This window comes from Streptomyces angustmyceticus (assembly GCF_019933235.1).
Classification (GTDB): domain Bacteria; phylum Actinomycetota; class Actinomycetes; order Streptomycetales; family Streptomycetaceae; genus Streptomyces; species Streptomyces angustmyceticus.
The window spans coordinates 5,400,043-5,419,827 of the sequence record NZ_CP082945.1 but is presented as its reverse complement, the minus strand read 5'-3'; the positions used below and the strand labels follow the sequence as shown (position 1 = coordinate 5,419,827).

At 71.0% G+C, this 19,785-nt stretch carries 16 protein-coding genes and 2 tRNA genes; 6 read left to right on the top strand and 12 right to left on the bottom strand.

Annotation, left to right across the window (positions count from 1 at the left end; genetic code table 11):
* Positions 1-39 precede the first annotated feature (39 nt).
* From K7396_RS24190 to K7396_RS24180, 3 genes are all read right to left on the bottom strand, one after another.
* The gene (locus K7396_RS24190; protein WP_086718384.1) at positions 40-393 is read right to left on the bottom strand and encodes a DUF4233 domain-containing protein; all 354 of its coding nucleotides are present in this window, start codon (positions 391-393) and stop codon (positions 40-42) included.
* 2 nt (positions 394-395) lie between these two features.
* Positions 396-1,910, bottom strand: coding sequence for a bifunctional tetrahydrofolate synthase/dihydrofolate synthase (gene folC, locus K7396_RS24185; protein WP_086718383.1), 1,515 nt, complete (start codon positions 1,908-1,910; stop codon positions 396-398).
* Between the two features lie 130 nt (positions 1,911-2,040).
* Positions 2,041-3,495, bottom strand: a complete 1,455-nt coding sequence (locus tag K7396_RS24180) for a peptidoglycan D,D-transpeptidase FtsI family protein (protein WP_086718382.1) — start codon at positions 3,493-3,495, stop codon at positions 2,041-2,043.
* Positions 3,496-3,709: 214 nt separating this feature from the next.
* On the opposite strand from K7396_RS24180, the gene K7396_RS24175 reads away from it, so the two are divergent.
* On the top strand, positions 3,710-4,927 hold the full coding sequence (locus tag K7396_RS24175) for a hypothetical protein (RefSeq protein WP_086718381.1): 1,218 nt from the start codon (positions 3,710-3,712) through the stop codon (positions 4,925-4,927).
* On the opposite strand, the gene K7396_RS24170 is transcribed toward K7396_RS24175, so the two are convergent.
* Positions 4,893-7,514 (bottom strand): valine--tRNA ligase, encoded by a 2,622-nt coding sequence (locus K7396_RS24170; RefSeq protein ID WP_086718380.1) that lies wholly within the window; start codon positions 7,512-7,514, stop codon positions 4,893-4,895. The genes K7396_RS24175 and K7396_RS24170 overlap by 35 nt on opposite strands.
* Positions 7,515-7,664: 150 nt before the next feature.
* Between K7396_RS24170 and K7396_RS24165 the strand changes: the two genes are divergently transcribed.
* The gene (locus K7396_RS24165; protein ID WP_086718379.1) at positions 7,665-8,606 is read left to right on the top strand and encodes a hypothetical protein; all 942 of its coding nucleotides are present in this window, start codon (positions 7,665-7,667) and stop codon (positions 8,604-8,606) included.
* Between the two features lie 107 nt (positions 8,607-8,713).
* On the opposite strand, the gene clpX is transcribed toward K7396_RS24165, so the two are convergent.
* The 5 genes from clpX to K7396_RS24140 all read right to left on the bottom strand — a co-directional run bounded on the left by clpX (position 8,714) and on the right by K7396_RS24140 (position 13,506).
* Positions 8,714-9,997, bottom strand: coding sequence for an ATP-dependent Clp protease ATP-binding subunit ClpX (clpX, locus tag K7396_RS24160; RefSeq protein WP_086718378.1), 1,284 nt, complete (start codon positions 9,995-9,997; stop codon positions 8,714-8,716).
* A 169-nt stretch (positions 9,998-10,166) separates the two neighbouring features.
* Positions 10,167-10,844, bottom strand: a complete 678-nt coding sequence (locus K7396_RS24155) for an ATP-dependent Clp protease proteolytic subunit (RefSeq protein ID WP_086718396.1) — start codon at positions 10,842-10,844, stop codon at positions 10,167-10,169.
* Between the two features lie 66 nt (positions 10,845-10,910).
* The gene (locus tag K7396_RS24150) at positions 10,911-11,513 is read right to left on the bottom strand and encodes an ATP-dependent Clp protease proteolytic subunit (protein WP_030283915.1); all 603 of its coding nucleotides are present in this window, start codon (positions 11,511-11,513) and stop codon (positions 10,911-10,913) included.
* A gap of 297 nt (positions 11,514-11,810) precedes the next feature.
* Positions 11,811-13,199: a trigger factor gene (tig, locus tag K7396_RS24145; protein WP_158101130.1), complete on the bottom strand. Its 1,389-nt coding sequence runs from the start codon at positions 13,197-13,199 to the stop codon at positions 11,811-11,813.
* Positions 13,200-13,429: 230 nt separating this feature from the next.
* Positions 13,430-13,506, bottom strand: a tRNA-Pro gene (locus K7396_RS24140).
* Between the two features lie 181 nt (positions 13,507-13,687).
* Here K7396_RS24140 and K7396_RS24135 point away from each other — a divergent pair.
* Both K7396_RS24135 and K7396_RS24130 read left to right on the top strand, forming a co-directional pair.
* Positions 13,688-13,758, top strand: a tRNA-Gly gene (locus K7396_RS24135).
* A 111-nt stretch (positions 13,759-13,869) separates the two neighbouring features.
* Entirely contained in the window at positions 13,870-14,256 is a 387-nt protein-coding gene (locus tag K7396_RS24130) for an arsenate reductase family protein (protein WP_086718376.1), read from the top strand.
* Between the two features lie 44 nt (positions 14,257-14,300).
* On the opposite strand, the gene K7396_RS24125 is transcribed toward K7396_RS24130, so the two are convergent.
* Positions 14,301-14,495, bottom strand: a complete 195-nt coding sequence (locus K7396_RS24125) for a hypothetical protein (protein WP_030082107.1) — start codon at positions 14,493-14,495, stop codon at positions 14,301-14,303.
* Between the two features lie 697 nt (positions 14,496-15,192).
* Here K7396_RS24125 and K7396_RS24120 point away from each other — a divergent pair.
* Complete coding sequence (locus tag K7396_RS24120; protein ID WP_086721891.1) at positions 15,193-16,353, top strand: acyltransferase family protein; 1,161 nt, start codon at positions 15,193-15,195, stop codon at positions 16,351-16,353.
* A 67-nt stretch (positions 16,354-16,420) separates the two neighbouring features.
* On the opposite strand, the gene K7396_RS24115 is transcribed toward K7396_RS24120, so the two are convergent.
* A complete protein-coding gene (locus K7396_RS24115) occupies positions 16,421-17,566 on the bottom strand; it encodes a PP2C family protein-serine/threonine phosphatase (protein WP_086721892.1) in 1,146 nt (381 codons plus the stop codon).
* A 127-nt stretch (positions 17,567-17,693) separates the two neighbouring features.
* On the opposite strand from K7396_RS24115, the gene K7396_RS24110 reads away from it, so the two are divergent.
* A complete protein-coding gene (locus K7396_RS24110; protein WP_086721893.1) occupies positions 17,694-18,923 on the top strand; it encodes a GNAT family N-acetyltransferase in 1,230 nt (409 codons plus the stop codon).
* A gap of 25 nt (positions 18,924-18,948) precedes the next feature.
* Here the strand turns inward: K7396_RS24110 and K7396_RS24105 are convergent, their stop codons facing one another.
* A complete protein-coding gene (locus K7396_RS24105; RefSeq protein WP_086721894.1) occupies positions 18,949-19,767 on the bottom strand; it encodes an Fpg/Nei family DNA glycosylase in 819 nt (272 codons plus the stop codon).
* Positions 19,768-19,785: the final 18 nt, after the last annotated feature.

Here is a 19,785-nt window from a genome sequence, read left to right as displayed (position 1 = left end):
CTGCGGACACCGGCCGTCCGGGGGCCGCGCGGACGGCCGCTAGACGGCCTCGCCCGACGCCTCGGCCTGCGCGGCCCAACGGGCCTTCGCCTCATCGATCTTGCGGCCGAAGTGGACCGACGCCCACCACAGGGCCGCGAAGACCACGCCCAGGAAGAACATCGTCGGCACCACGAAACCGCCGGCGATCAGGGCGATCTGCAACGCCCAGCCGAGCTGGACACCACCCGGACGGGTCAGCATCCCGCACAGCGCGAGGCACAGCAGCATCGCGACGCCGCTGACCGTCCAGACCGTGGCCGCCGGCAGATCGGTCATCTGCATCGCGACCAGGCCCGCGAAGCCGATCACGAAGAATTCGCCTATCAGGGTGCTCGCACACAGCGTGCGCATGGTCAGCCCCTCCCCATCAGCAGCCGGGCCTCGCCGACCGTGATCACCGAGCCGGTCACCAGGACACCCGCTCCGGAGAACTCGCCCTCCTCCTCGGCGAGGGTGATCGCCGCCTCCAGGGCGTCGTCCAGCCGCGGCTCGACCTGGACCCGCTCCGCGCCGAAGACCTCGACGGCGACGGCCGCCAGCTCGTCCGGGTCCATCGCACGATGGCTGGAATTACGCGTCACCACGACCTCGGCGAAGATCGGCTCGAACGCCTCCAGGAAGCCGCGCACGTCCTTGTCCCCGCTGGCCCCGACGACGCCCACCAGCCGGCTGAAGCCGAACGCCTCGGTGACCGCCTCGGCCGTCGCCCGCGCGCCCGCGGGGTTGTGCGCCGCGTCCAGCACGACCGTCGGGCTGCGCCGCACGACCTCCATCCGGCCGGGCGAGCTGACGGCGGCGAACGCGGAGCGGACGGTGTCGATGTCCAGGGTGCGGGCGTGGTCCGAGCCGACGCCGAAGAACGCCTCGACCGCGGCGAGCGCCACCGCGGCGTTGTGCGCCTGGTGGGCGCCGTAGAGCGGCAGGAAGATCTCGGGGTACTCGCCGCCCAGCCCGCGCAGGGTCAGCATCTGCCCGCCGACCGCGACCTCGCGGCTGAGCACGCCGAACTCCATGCCCTCACGGGCGACCGTGGCGTCCACCTCGACCGCGCGCTTGAGCATCACCGACGCCGCGTCCACCGGCTGCTGGGCCAGCACGACCGTGGCGTCCTTCTTGATGATCCCGGACTTCTCGCCGGCGATCTCCTCGGGCGTCTCCCCCAGCCGGTCGGTGTGGTCCAGCGAGATCGGGGTGACCACGGCGACATCGCCGTCGATGACGTTCGTCGCGTCCCAGGTGCCGCCCATGCCGACCTCGACGACCGCGACGTCCACGGGGCTGTCGGCGAAGGCGGCGTACGCCATGGCCGTGAGCACCTCGAAGAACGACAGGCGGTACTCCTGCTGGGCGTCGACCATCTCGACGTACGGGGCGATGTCCCGGTACGTCTCGATGAAGCGCTCGGCGGAGATCGGGGCGGCGTCCAGGCTGATCCGCTCGGTGATCGACTGGACGTGCGGGCTGGTGTAGCGGCCGGTGCGCAGGTCGAAGGCGGACAGCAGGGCCTCGATCATGCGGGCGGTGCTGGTCTTGCCGTTGGTGCCGGTGATGTGGATGGAGGGGTAGGCGCGCTGGGGTTCGCCGAGGATGTCCAGCAGCGCCGCGATGCGCTGCACCGACGGGTCGAGCTTGGTCTCGCCCCAGCGGCCGGCCAGCTCGTCCTCGACGGCGCGCAGCGCACGGTCGACCTCGGGATCGGCCGGCCGGGCGGGGATCCCGTCCCCCTGCGGCGGCCCGGCCTGGGCGCGCAGGGTCCGGCTGCCGGCCTCGATCACCGCAAGATCCGGGTCACGGTCGGTCTCCGCCTCGACCAGTTCGTCGAAGGCTTCGTTCGGGTCGGGGTCGTCGTTCTGGGGGCGCTCGCTCACGCCGACCAGTCTACGAGGCACGTGTGACAGCGGTGCGCTGCGCCGCCCCTCCCGGGGCACCGCCCGCGCCCGGGGGCCCGGCCGGCGGGCGACCGGCCCGCCGGAGCCCGCCGTACGCCGGAGCCGCCCCCTACCCCAGTGCCGCCTTCATCATGGCCCGCGCGGTCGGGGCCGCCAGGCCGTTGCCGGAGACCTCGTTGCGGGCGGCGTGCCCGTCCTCGACCATCACGGCCACCGCCACCTGGTGCCCCTTACCGTCCTCGGCGTACGAGACGAACCAGGCGTAGGGCGTACCGCTGTTGTCGACGCCGTGCTGGGCGGTGCCCGTCTTGCCGCCGACGGTCAGTCCGCCGATCTTCGCGCCGGACCCGGTGCCCTTGTCCACGACCGTCTGCATGGCCGACCGCAGCTGCTGTGCCGTGCGCGCCGACATGGTCCGGCCGTCGCGGTACGTCCGCGGCCCGAAGTCCTGGACGGTGTTGCCGCCGCCGTCGGTGAGCTTGTCGACCAGCTGCGGGGCCTTGAGCTCGCCGCCGTTCGCGATGGCCGCGGAGACCATCGCCATCTGCAGCGGCGTCGCCTGGTCGTCGAACTGGCCGATGCCGGACAGCGCGGTCTGGGCCTCGTCCATGTCCGAGGGATAGACGCTCTTGCCGGCCCGCACCGGGGTGTCCACCTTGTCGTCGTTGAAGCCGAACTTCTCGGCCTGCGCCTTCACCTTGTCCTTGCCCAGGTCGACGGCCATCTTCGCGAAGACGGTGTTGCAGGAGTACTGGAGCGCGGTGCGGATGTCCGCGTTCTTGCAGGGCGCGGCGCGGTTCTCGTTGGTGAGCTTGGTGCGGGTGTGCGGGAGGGTGTACGGGTCGGGGCTGTCGGTGGGCTCGTCCACCGAGGAGTACAGGCCGTTCTCCAGCGCGGCCGCGGCGACCACCAGCTTGAAGGTGGAGCCGGGCGGCAGCGGCTGCCGCAGCGCCCGGTTGACCTCGGGGTGCTCCGCGTCACCGGACATCTTCTTCCAGGCCCTCTGGTCGGCCCCCGAGGAGCCCGAGAACTTCCCCGGGTCGTACGACGGGGTGCTGACCATGCCCAGGACGCGCCCCGTGGCCGGGTCCATGGCGACGGCGGCGCCCTTCTTGCCGGCCAGCGCCCGGTAGCCGGCCTTCTGGACCGCGGGGTCGATGGTGGTGGCCACGTCGCCGCCCTTGGCCCGGGTGCGGGTCAGCGCGTCGGCGGGGCTCTGCAGCCGGCTGTCGGAGCCGTCGAGGAGGTCGCCGTAGAGGCTCTCCAGCTGGTTGCTGCCGTAGATCTGCGAGGTGAAGCCGGTGACCGGGGCGTAGAGCGGGCCGTCCTTGTAGGTCCGCTTGTACTTGAGCGTGGAGTCGGTGGCGGCGGAGCCGGTCACGGGCTCCCCGCCGACGAGGATGTTGCCCAGCGGCGCCGCGTACTTGCCGATCGTCACCCGCGGATTGTGCGGGTCCTCCTTGTAGTCGCCGGCCTTCGCGCCCTGGATCCAGGTGGCCCAGCCCATCAGCGCGACGATCAGGGACAGGCAGAAGATCGCGGCCCGGCGCAGGGGCTTGTTCATGGGTCGCGGCTCCTCGGTGGGGGGCGTGCGGTGGCACCGGAACTCCGGCATTCCGGTCCACCGTGCCCCGGCCACATGAGAGAGCGATGAGAACGGACGGATCCACCGTCCCGGGACAACTTCCCGCCGCCTTTCGCCCTCTTCCACGGCGGGCTGTGGTCTCCCCCGATGATCACCACGAGGCAGGACGCGGGACGGCAGGAGCTGAGGACGGGTGCCGGCAATCGGTCAGCGGACGCATCTGATACTGCTCACCGCCTGGACGGTGCTGTGGTTCGTCGTCGTCGAGCCGCACGGCGGCTTCTCCTGGCACTACCTGCGTACCGGCGGCGAACTGATCTACCAGGGCGGCGCGGGCGACGGCTCCGGCGGGCTGAACCTCTACGCCCACCACCCCGAGCTCCAGATGGGCCCGCTCAGCTTCCTGGCCGCGGGCCTGTTCAACCCCTTCCCCGAGGCCACCGGGCAGTTCCTGGCCGCGGCCCTGATGTCGCTGCTCGGCCTGGTCATCGTGGTGCTGGCGGGCCGCAGCGCCGCCTTCCACTTCCTGGGCACCGGCACCAACCACCAGCGGCTGCGGCAGCGCGTACTGATCGCCGGGCTGGCCTTCATCCCGATGTGGACCGAGGTCGCGGTCCGCTTCGGGCATCTCGACGACGTCCTGGCGCTGTTCTTCACCGCCCTCGCGGTCCGCGCCCTCACCCGCGGCAACGCCGCCCTCACCGGCGCCTGCCTGGCCCTGGCGATGGACTCCAAGCCCACCGCGCTGGCCTTCGTCCCGCTGCTGCTGGCACTGCCGAGGGAGAAGTGGCCGCGCGCCGCCCTGTGGTGCGCGGGGCTGGTCGCGGTCGCCTGGCTGCCGTTCTTCCTCGGCGACCCGCAGTCCTTCGCCGCGGCGAAGTTCGCCATCCCCAACCATCCAGCGTCCGCCCTGCGCTGGCTGGGCGTCGGCGACCCCGAGACCCCTTCCTGGGACCGCCCGGCCCAGGCGGCCCTCGGCCTGGCGCTGGGCGCGATCGCCGTCCGGCGGGGCCGCTGGGCGGCGGTCGTGCTGCTCGGCGCCAACGCCCGCATCGTCCTCGACCCCAGCGTCTACACGTACTACACCGCGTCCGTGCTGCTCGGCACCCTGCTGTGGGACGTCATCGGCCAGCGCCGGCTGGTCCCCTGGTGGAGCTGGCTGGCCCTGCTGATCCTCTACGGCAGTGTCTTCGCGGTGCCCGACGATGCCGCCCGCGGCCTGATCCGCCTGGCGTTCGTGGCCGTCTCGACGGCGTATGTGCTGCTCTGGCCGGTGCGCGAGCGGGGCCGGCGGGGGCCGGGACGGCGCAGGCCCCCCGCCCGTACGGACGAGGGGCCTGCGCAGGGCGCTCCCGGGGACGGCCCGGGGCCCGCGGCTACGCCGTGGGCAGGGCCGCCAGCTGCGCGGTGATCCGGACGATGTCCGCCTCCGCGGCCTCCAGCCGGCCGCGGATCTTGTCCACGACCTTCTCCGGCGCCTTGGCGAGGAACGCCTCGTTGCCGAGCTTGGCGGTGGCCTGCGCCTTCTCCTTCTCGGCGGCGCCCAGGTCCTTCGTCAGCCGCTTGCGCTCGGCCTCGACGTCGATGGCACCGGACAGGTCCAGCGCGACCGTGACACCCGCGACCGGCAGCGACGCGGTGGCGCTGAAGCCCTCACCGGCCGGCTGCAGCCGCAGCAGCGAGCGCATCGCGGCCTCGTGGGGCGCCAGCGCCGTGCCGGACAGCTCCAGCCGGGCGGGGACCTTCTGGCCCGGCTGCAGACCCTGGTCGGAGCGGAAGCGGCGGACCTCGGTCACGACCTGCTGGACGGTCTCGATCTCCCGCTCGGCGGCCGCGTCCCGGAAGCCGGAGTCCTTCGGCCAGTCGGCGATCACGACCGACTCACCGCCGGTCAGCGTCGTCCACAGGGCCTCGGTGACGAACGGCACGATCGGGTGCAGCAGCCGCAGCGTGACGTCCAGGACCTCGCCCAGCACCCGGCGCGAGACCTCGGCGGCCGGGCCGCCCGCCATGAACGTCGTCTTGGACAGCTCGACGTACCAGTCGAAGACCTCGTCCCAGGCGAAGTGGAAGAGGGTGTCCGACAACTTCGCGAACTGGTAGTCGTCGTAGTACGCGTCGACCTCGGCGACGACCGAGTTCAGCCGGGACAGGATCCACCGGTCGGTCGCCGACAGCTGCTCGGCGGGCGGGAGGTCGCCCTCGACCGTCGCGCCGTTCATCAGCGCGAAGCGGGTGGCGTTCCAGATCTTGTTGGCGAAGTTCCGGGAGCCCTGGACCCAGTCCTCGCCGATCGGGACGTCGACGCCGGGGTTGGCGCCGCGGGCCAGGGTGAAGCGGACGGCGTCGGAGCCGTACGCGTCCATCCAGTCCAGCGGATTGACCGCGTTGCCGAAGGACTTCGACATCTTCTTGCCGAACTGGTCGCGGACCATGCCGTGCAGCGCGATGGTGTGGAACGGCGGGGTGCCGTCCATCGCGTACAGCCCGAACATCATCATCCGGGCGACCCAGAAGAAGAGGATGTCGTAGCCGGTGACCAGGACGGAGTTCGGGTAGAACTTCCCGACGCTGGGCGTCTGCTCGGGCCAGCCGAGCGTGGAGAACGGCCACAGTCCGGAGGAGAACCAGGTGTCGAGGACGTCGGTGTCCTGCGTCCAGCCCTCGCCGGTGGGCGCCTCGTCGTCCGGTCCGACGCAGACGACCTCGCCGTTCGGCCCGTACCAGACCGGGATGCGGTGGCCCCACCACAGCTGCCGCGAGATGCACCAGTCGTGGAGGTTGTCGACCCAGCCGAAGTAGCGGGACTCCATCTCCTTGGGGTGGATCGCGACCCTGCCGTCACGGACCGCGTCGCCCGCGGCCTGCGCCAGCGGGCCGACCTTGACCCACCACTGCATCGACAGCCGCGGCTCGATGGTGGTCTTGCAGCGCGAGCAGTGCCCGACGGAGTGGGTGTACGGGCGCTTCTCGGCGACGATCCGGCCCTCGGCGCGCAGCGCGCCGACGATCGCGGAGCGGGCCTCGAAGCGGTCCAGGCCCTGGAAGGGACCGTGGGCCGTGATCACGCCGCGCTCGTCGAGGACGGCGAGGTTGGGCAGGTCGTGCCGGCGGCCGATCTCGAAGTCGTTGGGGTCGTGGGCCGGGGTGACCTTGACCGCGCCGGTGCCGAACTCCGGGTCGACGTGCTCGTCGGCGACGACCGGGATACGGCGGCCGGTGAGCGGCAACTCGATCTCGGTACCGACGAGATGGGCGTAGCGCTCGTCCTCGGGGTGGACGGCGACGGCGGTGTCGCCGAGCATCGTCTCGGCGCGGGTGGTGGCGACGACGATCGACGTGTCGCCCTCGCCGTACCGGATCGAGACCAGCTCGCCGTCGTCGTCCTGGTACTCGACCTCGATGTCCGAGATGGCGGTCAGACAGCGCGGGCACCAGTTGATGATGCGCTCGGCGCGGTAGATCAGCTCGTCGTCGTAGAGGCGCTTGAAGATCGTCTGGACGGCCTTGGACAGGCCCTCGTCCATGGTGAAGCGCTCACGGGACCAGGCGACGCCGTCGCCCAGGCGCCGCATCTGGCCCGAGATCTGGCCGCCGGACTCGTTCTTCCACTGCCAGACCCGCTCGACGAACGCCTCACGGCCCAGGTCGTGCCGGGAGAGGCCCTCCTTGGCGAGCTCGCGCTCGACGACGTTCTGGGTCGCGATACCGGCGTGGTCCATGCCCGGCTGCCAGAGCGTCTCGTGGCCCTGCATGCGCTTGCGGCGGGTGAGCGCGTCGATCAGCGTGTGCTCGAAGGCGTGCCCCAGGTGCAGGGAGCCGGTGACGTTCGGCGGCGGGATGACGACGGTGTACGGCGGCTTGTCGCTCTTCTCGTCCGCCTCGAAGTAACCCCGCTCTACCCAGCGCTCGTACAGCGGCCCCTCTACATCGGCCGGCGTGTACTGAGTCGGCAGTTCGGGGGCGCTGTGGTTGCTCTGCTGAGTGTTCTCGGTCACGACGCACAGTGTACGGGCGCGGATGTAGCAGCTTCGAATCGGTTTCGCCCCCGGGGCAACGGTTGTCGGCGGCGTCGTACAGGATGTCGGGAGCGTATAAACATCACGCAGCACTCAACTGGCTTCAGTTGTCACGAGGGGAACCGCTCCATGAGCTTCAACCAGCCGCCTCCCGGCCCGTACGGCCAGCAGCCCGCGCAGCCCGGCCCGTACGGCCAGCCGCCGCAGCCGCAGGCCCCGCAGCCGGGGTACGGCTACCCGCAGCAGGGCGGCCAGGTGCCTGGACAGCAACAGGGCTACGGCTACCCGCAGCAGGCCCCCGCGCAGGGCTACGGCTACCCCCAGCAGGGCGCCCAGGCAGGCTACGGCCAGCAGGCTCCCTACGGCGGCCAGCAGACCCCCTACGGCATGATCCCCCAGGGCGCCCCCGAGACCGGCGGCAACGGCAAGAAGATCGGCCTGATCGTCGGCGCGGTCGCGGTCGTCGCCGCGATCGGCGTGGGCGCGTACTTCGCCTTCGGCTCGGGCGGGGATGTGAAGCCGTACACGATGGTCCTGCCGGGCAGCCTGCTGAACGGTGAGTACACCAAGGCGGCCGACGGCGGAGCCGGCGGTTCCAAGCCCCTCGCCGACGACAAGGAAGCCAAGGCGATGGGCATCACCAACGGCACCTCGGTCAACGCGAGCTACCAGAAGTCCAAGACGGACAAGATCAGTGTCGGCGGCGTCTACGGCGACATCGCGGACCCGTCCGGAGCCGTGGACAAGATGTTCGCCAAGCTCGACGAGAGCCAGAAGCAGAGCGAGTCCAAGGCCAAGGTGGAGACGGTCACGCCGGTCACCACCTACTCGCCGGAGGGCTTCGACGGCGAGGTCATGAAGTGCAAGGCCTACAAGGTCTCCTTCACCGCCGGGACCATCACCGCGTCCGGCGGGATGAGCGTCTGCATCTGGGGCGACTCCAGCGCGGTGGGCGTGGTCCTGAACCAGGCGGTCCCCACCCCGAGCGCCCCGTCGGCCCAGGCCGCCACCGCCGAACAGCTCTCCGAGAAGACCGCGAAGATCCGCGACGAGGTCCGCAAGGAGAAGTAGCCCCGCCGGGCGGCCCGAGGGCCGCGCCGCCGGTGACCGGCCGCGCAACAGAGCCGCCCGGCAGCGTGATGCGCTGCCGGGCGGCTCTCGTCATGCGTCGCGGGCGCCTATGCGCTCTTCTCCTGGGGTTCTCCCGACTCACCGCGGCCCCGCGGGACCAGGGTCGGGTTCACGTTCGAGTGGACGACGTCCTCGGTGATGACGACGCGGGCCACGTCCTTGCGGGACGGGATCTCGTACATCACCGCCTGGAGGACCTCCTCCATGATGGCGCGCAGACCGCGGGCGCCGGTGCCGCGCAGGATGGCCTGGTCGGCGATGGCCTCCAGGGCCGGGCGGTCGAAGTCCAGCTCGACACCGTCGAGTTCGAAGAGGCGCTTGTACTGCTTGACGAGCGCGTTGCGCGGCTCGACCAGGATCTGCAGCAGGGCCTCGCGGTCGAGGTTGTGGACCGAGGTGAGGACGGGGAGGCGGCCGATGAACTCCGGGATCATCCCGAACTTCACCAGGTCCTCCGGCATGACGTCCTGGAGCTGGTCCTTGGACTCGATCTCGCGCTTGGAGCGGATCGTGGCGCCGAAGCCGATGCCCTTGGCGCCGGACCGGGCCTCGATGATCTTCTCCAGGCCGGCGAAGGCACCGCCGACGATGAAGAGGACGTTGGTGGTGTCGATCTGGATGAATTCCTGGTGCGGGTGCTTGCGGCCGCCCTGGGGCGGCACGGAGGCGGTGGTGCCCTCCAGGATCTTCAGCAGCGCCTGCTGGACGCCCTCGCCGGAGACGTCGCGGGTGATCGACGGGTTCTCGCTCTTCCGGGCGACCTTGTCGATCTCGTCGATGTAGATGATGCCGGTCTCGGCCTTCTTGATGTCGAAGTCCGCGGCCTGGATCAGCTTGAGGAGGATGTTCTCGACGTCCTCGCCGACGTAGCCGGCCTCCGTCAGCGCCGTGGCGTCGGCGAAGGCGAAGGGGACGTTCAGCATCCGGGCGAGGGTCTGCGCGAGCAGCGTCTTGCCGGAGCCGGTGGGGCCGAGCAGCAGGATGTTGGACTTGGCGAGCTCGATGCCCTCGTCGCCGCGGCCGGGGCCGTTCTCGCCCGCCTGCACCCGCTTGTAGTGGTTGTAGACGGCCACCGAGAGGGCCTTCTTGGCGGGATCCTGGCCGACGACGTAGCCGTTCAGGAACTCGTAGATCTCCCGCGGCTTGGGGAGCTCCTCCCACCGCACCTCGGAGGTCTCGGCGAGCTCCTCCTCGATGATTTCGTTGCAGAGGTCGATGCACTCGTCGCAGATGTACACACCAGGTCCCGCGATGAGCTTCTTCACCTGCTTCTGACTCTTTCCGCAGAATGAGCACTTGAGCAGGTCGCCGCCGTCACCGATGCGTGCCACGAGGTGCTTCCCCTTCGCCTGGGATCCGCATTGCTCCGCGGACCCGGGTGCTTGCCTATCGACGGTACCTTGCCGGGCCCCCCGTACGGGCCCCCCTTGGACCGACTCGGTTCACTCGTTCCGAATCCGGTCCAAGGGGGCAACGCTCCGGCTCACTTCGCGAAGATCGTCAGCCGATCGAGACGGACGACTTGCGGGTCGAGACGATCTGGTCGACCAGACCGTACGCCAGCGACTCCTCGGCGGTCAGGATCTTGTCACGCTCGATGTCGTCACGGATCTTCTCGACCGGCGTGGAGGAGTGCTTGGCCAGCAGGTCCTCCAGCTGCGAACGCATCCGCAGGATCTCGTTGGCGGCGATCTCCAGGTCGGAGACCTGGCCGCGGCCGGTCTCGCTGTAGGGCTGGTGGATCAGCACCCGGGCGTTGGGCAGCGCCATCCGCTTGCCGGGGGTGCCGGCGGCGAGCAGCACGGCCGCGGCGGAGGCCGCCTGGCCCATGCAGACCGTCTGGATGTCCGGCTTCACGAACTGCATCGTGTCGTAGATGGCCGTGAGCGCCGTGAAGGAGCCGCCGGGGCTGTTGATGTAGATCGAGATGTCCCGGTCCGGGTCCATCGACTCCAGGCACAGCAGCTGCGCCATGACGTCGTTGGCCGAGGCGTCGTCGATCTGCACGCCGAGGAAGATCACGCGCTCCTCGAACAGCTTCGCGTACGGGTCGTACTCGCGCACGCCCTGCGAGGTGCGCTCGACGAAGCGCGGGACGATGTAGCGGGACTCGGCGCGCGGGCCGGAAAACTCGGACTCCGCGCCCTGCGAGAGGCCGCTGCCGGGGAAGTTGTTCATCGTGGTGTTCACCGTCCTGGTGGCGATCAAGTGGGCTGGGGGGCTGTAGGGCGAGTGGTACGGGGCTCAGGCCCCGGTGCCGCCCCCGCCCGGAACGCCGGCGGCGGAGGTCATCACGTCGTCGATCAGGCCGTACTCCTTGGCCTCATCGGCGGAGAACCAGCGGTCGCGGTCCGAGTCCTGGGTGATCCGCTCGACGGTCTGACCGGTGTGGAAGGCGGTCAGCTCCGCCATCCGCTTCTTGGTGTGCAGCAGCCGCTCGGCGTGGATCTTGATGTCCGACGCGGAGCCCGCCAGGCCCGCGGAGGGCTGGTGGATGAGGATCTCGGCGTTCGGCAGCGCGAAGCGCTTGCCGGGGGTGCCGGCGCTCAGCAGGAACTGTCCCATGGAGGCGGCGAGGCCCATCGCGATCGTCACCACGTCGTTCTTGATGTACTGCATGGTGTCGTAGATCGCCAGCCCGGCCGAGATCGAGCCGCCCGGGGAGTTGATGTAGAGGAAGATGTCCTTGTCCGGGTCCGCGGCGAGGAGAAGCAGCTGCGCGGTGATCTTGTTGGCGATGTCGTCGTCGACCGGCTGGCCGAGGAAGATGATCCGCTCGCCGAGCAGCCGGTTGTAGACCTGGTCGCCGAGGCCACCGAAGGTCGGCTCAGCGGCGGCGGAAGGCATCGGGATCGTCACGTGTCCACCTGCTCGTTGTCGGACGGCTCCAGGCCGTCTCAGCGTCGTCTGCCGGGGCGTGGGGAGGCGGCGCCGTGTGTGGGCCCGGCGCGGTTTCAGGGACTCCCCTGCCCTCGTATCTACGGACCCTAACGCGCAGGTCGGACAACGCCATCCCGCATCGATAACTGTTCGCTGTGAGCGCAGGCTCACGGGGCGGTACGACCACGGGCCCGAACACGCGGACGTGCGTGTTCGGGCCCGTGGTCAGAGAGCTGCGCGCAGGCGCAGGGCGGCGTCCGGGGCTCAGGCCTCGGGCTTCTCCTCCGCGCCGGCCTCGGCCTCGGCGGCCTCGCCGGCCTCGACCGTCTCGGCGGTCTCGTCCTCGTCGTCGAGGTCGACGACCTCGCCGTTGGTGTCCTTGACCGTGGCGGCCTCGACGACGACCGCGAGGGCCTTGCCGCGGGCGACCTCACCGACGAGCATCGGCACCTGGCCGCCCTCGACGACGGCCTGGGCGAACTGGTCGGGGGACATGCCGGAGGACTGCGCGCGGCGCATGAGGTGCTCGGTGAGCTCCTCCTGGCTGACGTTCAGCTTCTCCTTGTTGACCAGCTCGTCCAGGATGAACTGGGTCTTGATGCCCTTCTCGGCCTGCTCCTTGGTCTCGGCGTCGAACTCCTCCTCGCTCTTGCCCTGGATCTCCAGGTACTTCGCGAGGTCGAGGCCCATCTGCGCGAGCTGGTGGTTCTCCAGGTTGTGCTTGCGGGTCTGGATCTCGTCCGCGAGCAGCTTCTCCGGCATCGGCACCTCGACGAGCTTGAGCAGCTCGTCCAGGACCTTCTCCTGCGCCTGGGTGGCCTGGTCGTACTTCTTCATCTGCGCGAGGCGCTTGCGGCTGTCCGCCTTGAGCTCCTCGAGGGTGTCGAACTCGCTCGCCAGCTGGGCGAAGTCGTCGTCCAGCTCGGGCAGTTCGCGGGACTTGACCTCGGTGACCTCGACGGTGACCTCGGCCTCCTTGCCCTCGGCGGAGCCGCCCTTGAGCTCGGAGGTGAAGGTCGCGCTGTTGCCGGCCTCCACGCCGGTGACGGCCTCGTCGATGCCGTCGAGGAGCTCGCCGGAGCCGACGGTGTAGGTCACGCCCTGGGCGACGCCGTCCTCCAGGACCTCGCCGTCCACCTTGGCCTCGAGGTTCAGCGTCAGGACGTCGCCGTCCTGGGCCGCGCGCTCGACCGGGCTGGTCGTCGCGAAGCGCTCACGCAGCTGCTCGACGGACTTGTCGACGTCCTCGTCCGACACCTCCACGGCGTCGACCTCGACCTCGATGCCGGAGTAGTCCGGGATCTCGAGGGCGGGGCGGATGTCGACCTCGGCGGTGAAGGCCAGCAGCTCGCCGTCCTTCAGCTCGGTGATGTCGACCTCGGGCTGGCCGAGGACGTTCAGCTCACCCTCGTTGACCGCCTCGGTGTAGAACTTCGGGAGCGCGTCGTTGACGGCCTCCTCCAGCACGGCGCCACGGCCGAACCGCTGGTCGATGACCCGGGCCGGGATCTTGCCCTGGCGGAAGCCCTTCACCGTGACCTGCTGGTTGATCTTCTTGTACGCCGCGTCGAGGCTGGGCTTGAGCTCCTCGAAGGGCACCTCGACAGTGAGCCGAACCCGAGTCGGGTTCAGGGTCTCCACGGCGCTCTTCACGGTTCGGTCTCCTTGGGGCTGACTTCTGGGGTTCTGCATGGGATCCGCCGGTTCCCGGCTGATCCGGGTCCGGCCGATCACGCCCGGTACACAGACACACGGGCACGCAGCTTGCATAGTAACCGCAAGGAGGATGACGCCCACAACGCGATCATGGATGGCCGCCGATCCTGCGGCGCTGCCGGGCGGGCCGGGGTTCCGCCCGGCGGCGTACTGCCGGGCTGACCTGCTGGTCGGGGTGGCCGGATTCGAACCGACGACCTTCCGCTCCCAAAGCGGACGCGCTACCAAGCTGCGCCACACCCCGTCGGTGCGACACGTAGGGTACATGGCCGCACGCGCTGCGGCTGCCAGTTATCGGGATGCCCCGGAGCGGCGCGCGGGCGCGGACGGGCCGGGAACACGGTCCGCGCGAAGGGGATGTGCGGCACACCGCCGCGACCCGCTAGGATGCACTGCGTGCCGAGGTCCTGCGACCTGTGGCGCTCGCGGGCGTAGCTCAATGGTAGAGCCCTAGTCTTCCAAACTAGCTACGCGGGTTCGATTCCCGTCGCCCGCTCTTCCGAGGAAACCCCGGGCTGGTGGCCTGGGGTTTTCCGCGTTCCGGGCCGGATCGCCGGGTGCCCGCGCACCTCTTCGCCCCGGGGCCGCGGCCCCATAGGGTGGCCGCATGGAGATCTGGCTCAATCCCGCGTGCTCCAAGTGCCGTTCGGCCGTGGAGATCCTCGACGAAGAGGGCGCCCGGTACACCGTGCGCCGGTATCTGGAGGATCCGCCGGACGCCGAGGACCTGCGCGGCGTGCTGGCGCGACTGGGCCTGGAGCCCTGGGACATCACCCGGACCCAGGAGGCCGAGGCCGGGGAGCTGGGCCTCGCGGAGTGGGAGCGCACCGACGCCGCGCGCGAGCGGTGGATCGCGGCGCTGGCGGCACATCCCCGGCTGATCCAGCGGCCGATCATCACCGCGGACGACGGTTCGGCGCTGGTGGGGCGGAGCGAGGAAGCCGTACGCGAGGCCGTGGCGCGGGCCGGGGGCGAAGGGGCCTCGGACGGCTGAGCCCGGTACGGCGCCCGGCACGGGGGCGGCGGGCGGCGGGCCGCCTAGAAGGTGATGTGGTTGATGGTGTCCGCAATCGAGTTGAGGAACCGGTTGATGGACGGCGCCATGCCCGTGGAGGCGAGGAAGAAGCCGAACAGTATGGCGACGAACGCCGGCCCCGCCTTGATCGACTTCCCTCTGATCAGGACGATCAGAATGATCCCCAACAGCAGCACCACTGACAGCGAAAGAGCCACACTGATCACACCCTCGGTCGGAACGCCTCACCGGCCCGGGGCATGCCGCGCACACCCCCTGCACCATCGTGCCACCAACTCCATGCCCACTGCAGGCCGGTGACGAATCATCGGCCAACGCTTTGCCCGATTCCGGCCGGTGGGGCCGCGGGGCCGCGGCAGGGTGACGCGAGGGGCGCGAGGGTGACGGCCGGGGCGGGGTGCGGAGCCGCCGCGACGATCCCGTGCGACGGTGCCCGGCGGCCGGCCGGAGGGGATGCGCGGGCCGGAGCGGCCGGCGCATTCCCCCCGGCCGGCGCGATACCGGATTCCACATCCGAGACGGCGTCAGGTTTCCCGGCACGGCTCCGATAATTCGCGCGGATCATTTCCGGCCGCATTCTGATCATTTTCCGGCCTGCGGGAATTTCTCTTCCGTGGCATCCGTCACTGCCTCGATGGGCGCGATCGAGGCTTATTAGCATTAGGACATAAGACTAAGGAATCGGACATTCCCCCTGAGTCGTTTGCGGGGGATAGAGCCCGATTTGGGGGGACGTACGACCATGAACCGGACATTCCTGGGGAGGGGTTTTCCGGGTTCTCCCCGGTGATTGCGGATTTTATCCGGGGCCCGTCCGCGGCGGAACCCGAGGAAAAAGAGGAATGCGTCCCGTGCGGTTTTACGCATTCGCCGGCCGCCGCTATCGTGCCTCCAATGTTTCCCGCTGCGCCGACACCGCGACCCGAACTTCCCGCTGCCCGGGCGGCGGAGGGCACCGACCGGCCGCAGTCCGCGGACCGGCCGTCCGGCGCCGAGGGCGCGGCGGCACCCGCGCCGAAGAGTGGTGGCCGCAACGCGTTCTTCGACAACGCGAAGTACCTGGCCATCGTGCTGGTGGCGATGGGGCACGCCTGGGAACCGCTGACCGACGGCAGCCGCGCCGCCGAGGCGCTCTACATGACCGTCTACACCTTCCACATGCCGGCCTTCATCATCATCTCCGGCTACTTCTCGCGCAGTTTCGACATGCGCAAGGACCGGCTGCAGCGGCTGGTCACCGGCGTCGCCGTGCCCTATGTCCTCTTCGAGACCGCCTACGCGTTCTTCAAGCGCTGGGCGGACGACGACCCCGGGCACCCCATCAGCCTGCTGGACCCGTGGTTCCTGACGTGGTTCCTGGTGGCCCTGTTCATCTGGCGGCTGACCACCCCGCTGTGGAAGGTCGTGCGCTGGCCGATCCCGCTCGCGGTGGCCATCGCCGTCCTCGCGTCCGTCTCCCCGGACATCGGCGACGACCTGGACCTCCAGCGGGTGCTGCAGTTCCTGCCGTTCTTCGTCCTGGGACTGTCGCTGCGGCCCGAGCACTTCGCGATGGTCCAGCGGCGGGCGGTGCGGATCGCGTCCCTGCCCGTCTTCGCGTGTGCGCTGGTGATGGCCTACTGGGCGGCGCCCCGGATGAGCTCGGCGTGGTTCTACCACCGGGACAGCGCCCAGGAACTGGGCACCACCTGGTGGATCGGCGCGGTGATGACGCTGGCGCTCTTCGGCTGCTCGATCGTGATGACGGCCTGCTTCTTCTCCTGGGTGCCGACGCGGCGGACGTGGTTCACGGTGCTCGGCGCGGGGACGCTGTACGGCTATCTGCTGCACGGCTTCCTGGCCAAGGGCTCGCGGTTCTGGGGCTGGTTCGACGACTACCAGTGGCTGCACTCGCCGCTCGGCGAGGTCGCGGTCACGCTGATCGCGGCGGCCATCGTGACGGCCCTGTGCACCCCGCCGGTCCGCCGGATGTTCCGTTTCGCGATGGAGCCGACGATGGCCTGGGCGTTCCGGAAGGACCCGGCCGACTCCGCGCGGGCCCGCGTCGGCGCCTGAGCACGCGGCGCCCGCGCCCGATATCGGCTTCCCCGCCGGGCCGGAAGAGTCCGGCCCGGCGTCCGCGTCACGCGTCCCGGCAGATCAGCAGCAGCGCGCGGTCGTCGTTGACGTCCTTGGCGACGGCCTCGATCAGGTGCCAGGCGGCCCCGGCGAAACCGCTGGCGACATAGCGGTCGGCCTCGCCGGTGAGGCGGTCGATGCCCTCGGCGATGTCGCGGTCGGCGGCCTCGACCAGGCCGTCGGTGAACAGCATCAGCACGTCGCCGGGCCGCAGCGTCCCCTTGACCGGGTCGAACTGGGCGCCGTCGTAGACGCCGAGCAGCGGCCCCTCCCCCGGCTTCTCCTCCCAGCGGCCGCTGCCGGCGCTGAGCTGGAGGGCCGGCAGGTGGCCGGCGGAGAGGAGTTCGTAGTCGCCGGACTCCAGGTCGAGGACGAGGTGCACGGAGGTCGCGAACCCCTCGTCCCAGTCCTGGCGCAGCAGGTAGCCGTTGGCGGCGGGCAGGAAGGCGTGCGGCGGCAGCGAGCCGAGCAGGCCGCCGAAGGCGCCGGACAGCAGCAGCGCGCGGGAGGCCGCGTCCATGCCCTTGCCGGAGACGTCCGTCAGCACCACTTCGAGGATGTCGCCGCCGTGGGTGCGGGAGGCCACCACGAAGTCGCCGGAGAAGGACTGGCCGCCGGCCGGGCGCAGCGCCATCTCGTGGTGCCAGCCCTCGGGCAGCCGCGGCAGTTCGCTCTGGACGCGGATCCGTTCGCGCAGGTCGAAGAGCATCGTGCCGCCGCGCCGCCAGGGCACGCCGACCCGGCTGCGGAACTGCGCGATCAGCAGGCCGAAGAGCCCGACCGCGGCGACGACCAGGACCGTGCCCGGGGTGATCCGGTCCGGCCCCTCGTCGTACGGGCCGAACAGGGCGGCCTCGACGACCAGGGCGGTCGCGGACGCGCCGTAGAGGACCAGGAGGTTGGCCGGGCGCAGCAGCAGGCCGCCGGCGATGACCGGAAGGACCAGTGCCGCCGGGGCGATCCATTCGGGCCACCACAGGGTGCCCGCGGCGATGGCGGGTATGGCCAGGAGGAGGACGGCGAGGGCGAAGCGGTCGGAGCCCTCGCCGCGGAAGTAGTCGACCCCGGCCTTGCGCACGCCGACGCGGGCCCGGTGCAGACCTTTGTGCATCCGGGCCGTCAGGGGTTTTGTGCCCTGGCCGCTTGTCATAGCTCTGGGACCTTATCCACCCGTTCGGCGGCGCGTCGATTCGCCGCACGTCGCCCCGGAGAATAGCCGGGAAACACCGTTCGAAATGCGGTCGCGCGGGCGGAGAGCGCCCTGCTAGGCATGGGCCATGGCAAGCGAATTGCGGACATTGCGGGACGCCGAGTGGGACGACTGGTCCGACGCGCTGGACCGGGCGTTCGGCGGGGTGCCGCCGTCCCGGGAGAACCGTGCGCTCCGGCGGGCCCTCACCGAGGTCGAACGGGGTCTGGCCATCTGGGACGACGGGGACTGTGTCGGCACGGCGGGGGCGTTCTCCTTCGGGCTGACGGTGCCGGGCGGGGCCGAGGTGCCGGTGGCCGGGGTGACGGCGGTGAGCGTGCGCGCCACGCACCGCCGCCGCGGCCTGCTGCGGTCGATGATGCGGCGGCAGCTGGGGGACGTGCGCGAGCGCGGGGAGCCGCTGGCGGTGCTGACCGCCTCCGAGCCGGCGATCTACGGCCGGTTCGGCTACGGGCCCGCGACCCAGGACATGGAGCTGTCCGTGGACACCGTGCGGCTGCCCGCCCCCGACCTGCCCGGCGTGGAGGACGTACGGCTGCGGCTGGTCGATCCGGCGGCCGCGGTGGCCGACTGCGAGCGGGTCTACGCCCGCCTGGTGCCCGGCCGTCCCGGGATGCTGGCCCGGCGGCCCGGCTGGGAGCGGCTCCCCGTGCTGGACGAGCCGGGCAGGCGGGACGGGGCGGGGGTGCTGCAGTGCGTGGTGGCCGAGGCGGCGGGCGAGGTGGTGGGGTACGCGCGCTTCGCGGTGAAGCCGTCGCACGACCATGCCGGGCCGACGGGCACGGTGCTGGTCCGGGACGTCGAGGCGCTGGACCCGGTGGGGTACGCGGCGCTGTGGGGCTTCCTGTTCGGGATCGACCTGACGACGTCGGTGTCGGTGCCCGGCCGGCCGGTGGACGACGCGCTGCCGCACCTCGTACCGGACATGCGGCGGTGCGGCATCCGGCTGGAGGAGTCGTTGTTCGTCCGCCCGGTGGAGGTGGGCGCGGCGCTGGCGGCAAGGACGTACCGGACGCCGGTGGACGTGGTGCTGGCGGTATCGGACCCGTTCTGCCCCTGGAACGAGGGGCGTTGGCGGCTGTCCGGCGACGCGGAGGGCGCGGTCTGCGAGCGGACCACGGCGCCGGCCGGCCTGGCGCTGTCCGTACGGGAGCTGGGGTCGGCCTATCTGGGCGGGTTCGCGCTGTCCGCGCTGGCGGCGGCGGGGCGGGTGCGCGAGCTGCGGCCCGGTGCGCTGACGGCGGCCTCGCGGGCGTTCGGGTCGGAGGTGGCGCCCTGGCTGCCGCACGGGTTCTGAGGGCCGGCCCGGCCCGCCCCCGCGGTCAGCCGCCGGTGGACGGCTGGCAGCCCGGGCACCAGAAGAGGTTGCGGGCGGCGAGCCCCGCGGTACGGATCCCGGCGCCGCAGATGTGGCAGCCCTGGCGGTCGCGGCGGTAGACGTACACCTCGCCGCCGTGGTCGTCGACCCGCAGCGGGCGGCCCATCGCCTCCGGCAGGTGCTCCGGGCGGACGGTGTCGATCCGGTTGTGCCGGACGCCCTCGGCCATCAGGAACACCAGGTCCGCCCAGATCGCGTCCCACTCGCCGCGGGTGAGGTCGCGGCCGGGGCGGTAGGGGTCGATGCCGTGGCGGAAGAGGACCTCGGCACGGTAGACGTTGCCGACCCCGGCGATGATCTTCTGGTCGAGCAGCAGCGCCGCGATCGTCGTGCGGCTGCGGGAGATCCGCTGCCAGGCGCGGGTGCCGTCGTCGTCGGGGCGCAGCGGGTCGGGGCCCAGCCGGTCGTGTATCGCGTGCTTCTCGTCGTCGGTGATCAGTGCGCAGGTGGTGGGGCCGCGCAGGTCCGCGTAGGCGGACGGACTGGCGAGCCGGAGGCGCACCGTGTCGGTGGGCGGCGGGGCGGGGGCCGTGCCGAAGCCGAGCTTGCCGAACAGGCCGAGGTGGACGTGGATCCAGCGGTCCTGGTCGAAGCCGAGGAAGAGGTGTTTGCCGTGCGCCTCGGCGCTCGTCATGACCTGGCCGTCGACGAGCGCCGCGCCGTCCGCGAACTTCCCCTGGGGGCTGCTCGCCCGTACGGGTGCGCCCTCGAAGCGGGAGCGGTGGTCCAGGGCGAGGCGGTGGATCGTATGCCCCTCGGGCACGGGTGTCCTCCAGTGGGC

Coding starts and splice junctions, on each gene's coding strand:
- K7396_RS24150 (WP_030283915.1), bottom strand. CDS start 11,513: ATGCCTTCCGCCGCCGCTGAGCCGACCTTCGGTGGCCTCGGCGACCAG.
- K7396_RS24110 (WP_086721893.1), top strand. CDS start 17,694: ATGGCAAGCGAATTGCGGACATTGCGGGACGCCGAGTGGGACGACTGG.
- K7396_RS24190 (WP_086718384.1), bottom strand. CDS start 393: ATGCGCACGCTGTGTGCGAGCACCCTGATAGGCGAATTCTTCGTGATC.
- K7396_RS24115 (WP_086721892.1), bottom strand. CDS start 17,566: ATGACAAGCGGCCAGGGCACAAAACCCCTGACGGCCCGGATGCACAAA.
- K7396_RS24130 (WP_086718376.1), top strand. CDS start 13,870: ATGGAGATCTGGCTCAATCCCGCGTGCTCCAAGTGCCGTTCGGCCGTG.
- K7396_RS24180 (WP_086718382.1), bottom strand. CDS start 3,495: ATGAACAAGCCCCTGCGCCGGGCCGCGATCTTCTGCCTGTCCCTGATC.
- K7396_RS24165 (WP_086718379.1), top strand. CDS start 7,665: ATGAGCTTCAACCAGCCGCCTCCCGGCCCGTACGGCCAGCAGCCCGCG.
- K7396_RS24120 (WP_086721891.1), top strand. CDS start 15,193: ATGTTTCCCGCTGCGCCGACACCGCGACCCGAACTTCCCGCTGCCCGG.
- K7396_RS24155 (WP_086718396.1), bottom strand. CDS start 10,844: ATGAACAACTTCCCCGGCAGCGGCCTCTCGCAGGGCGCGGAGTCCGAG.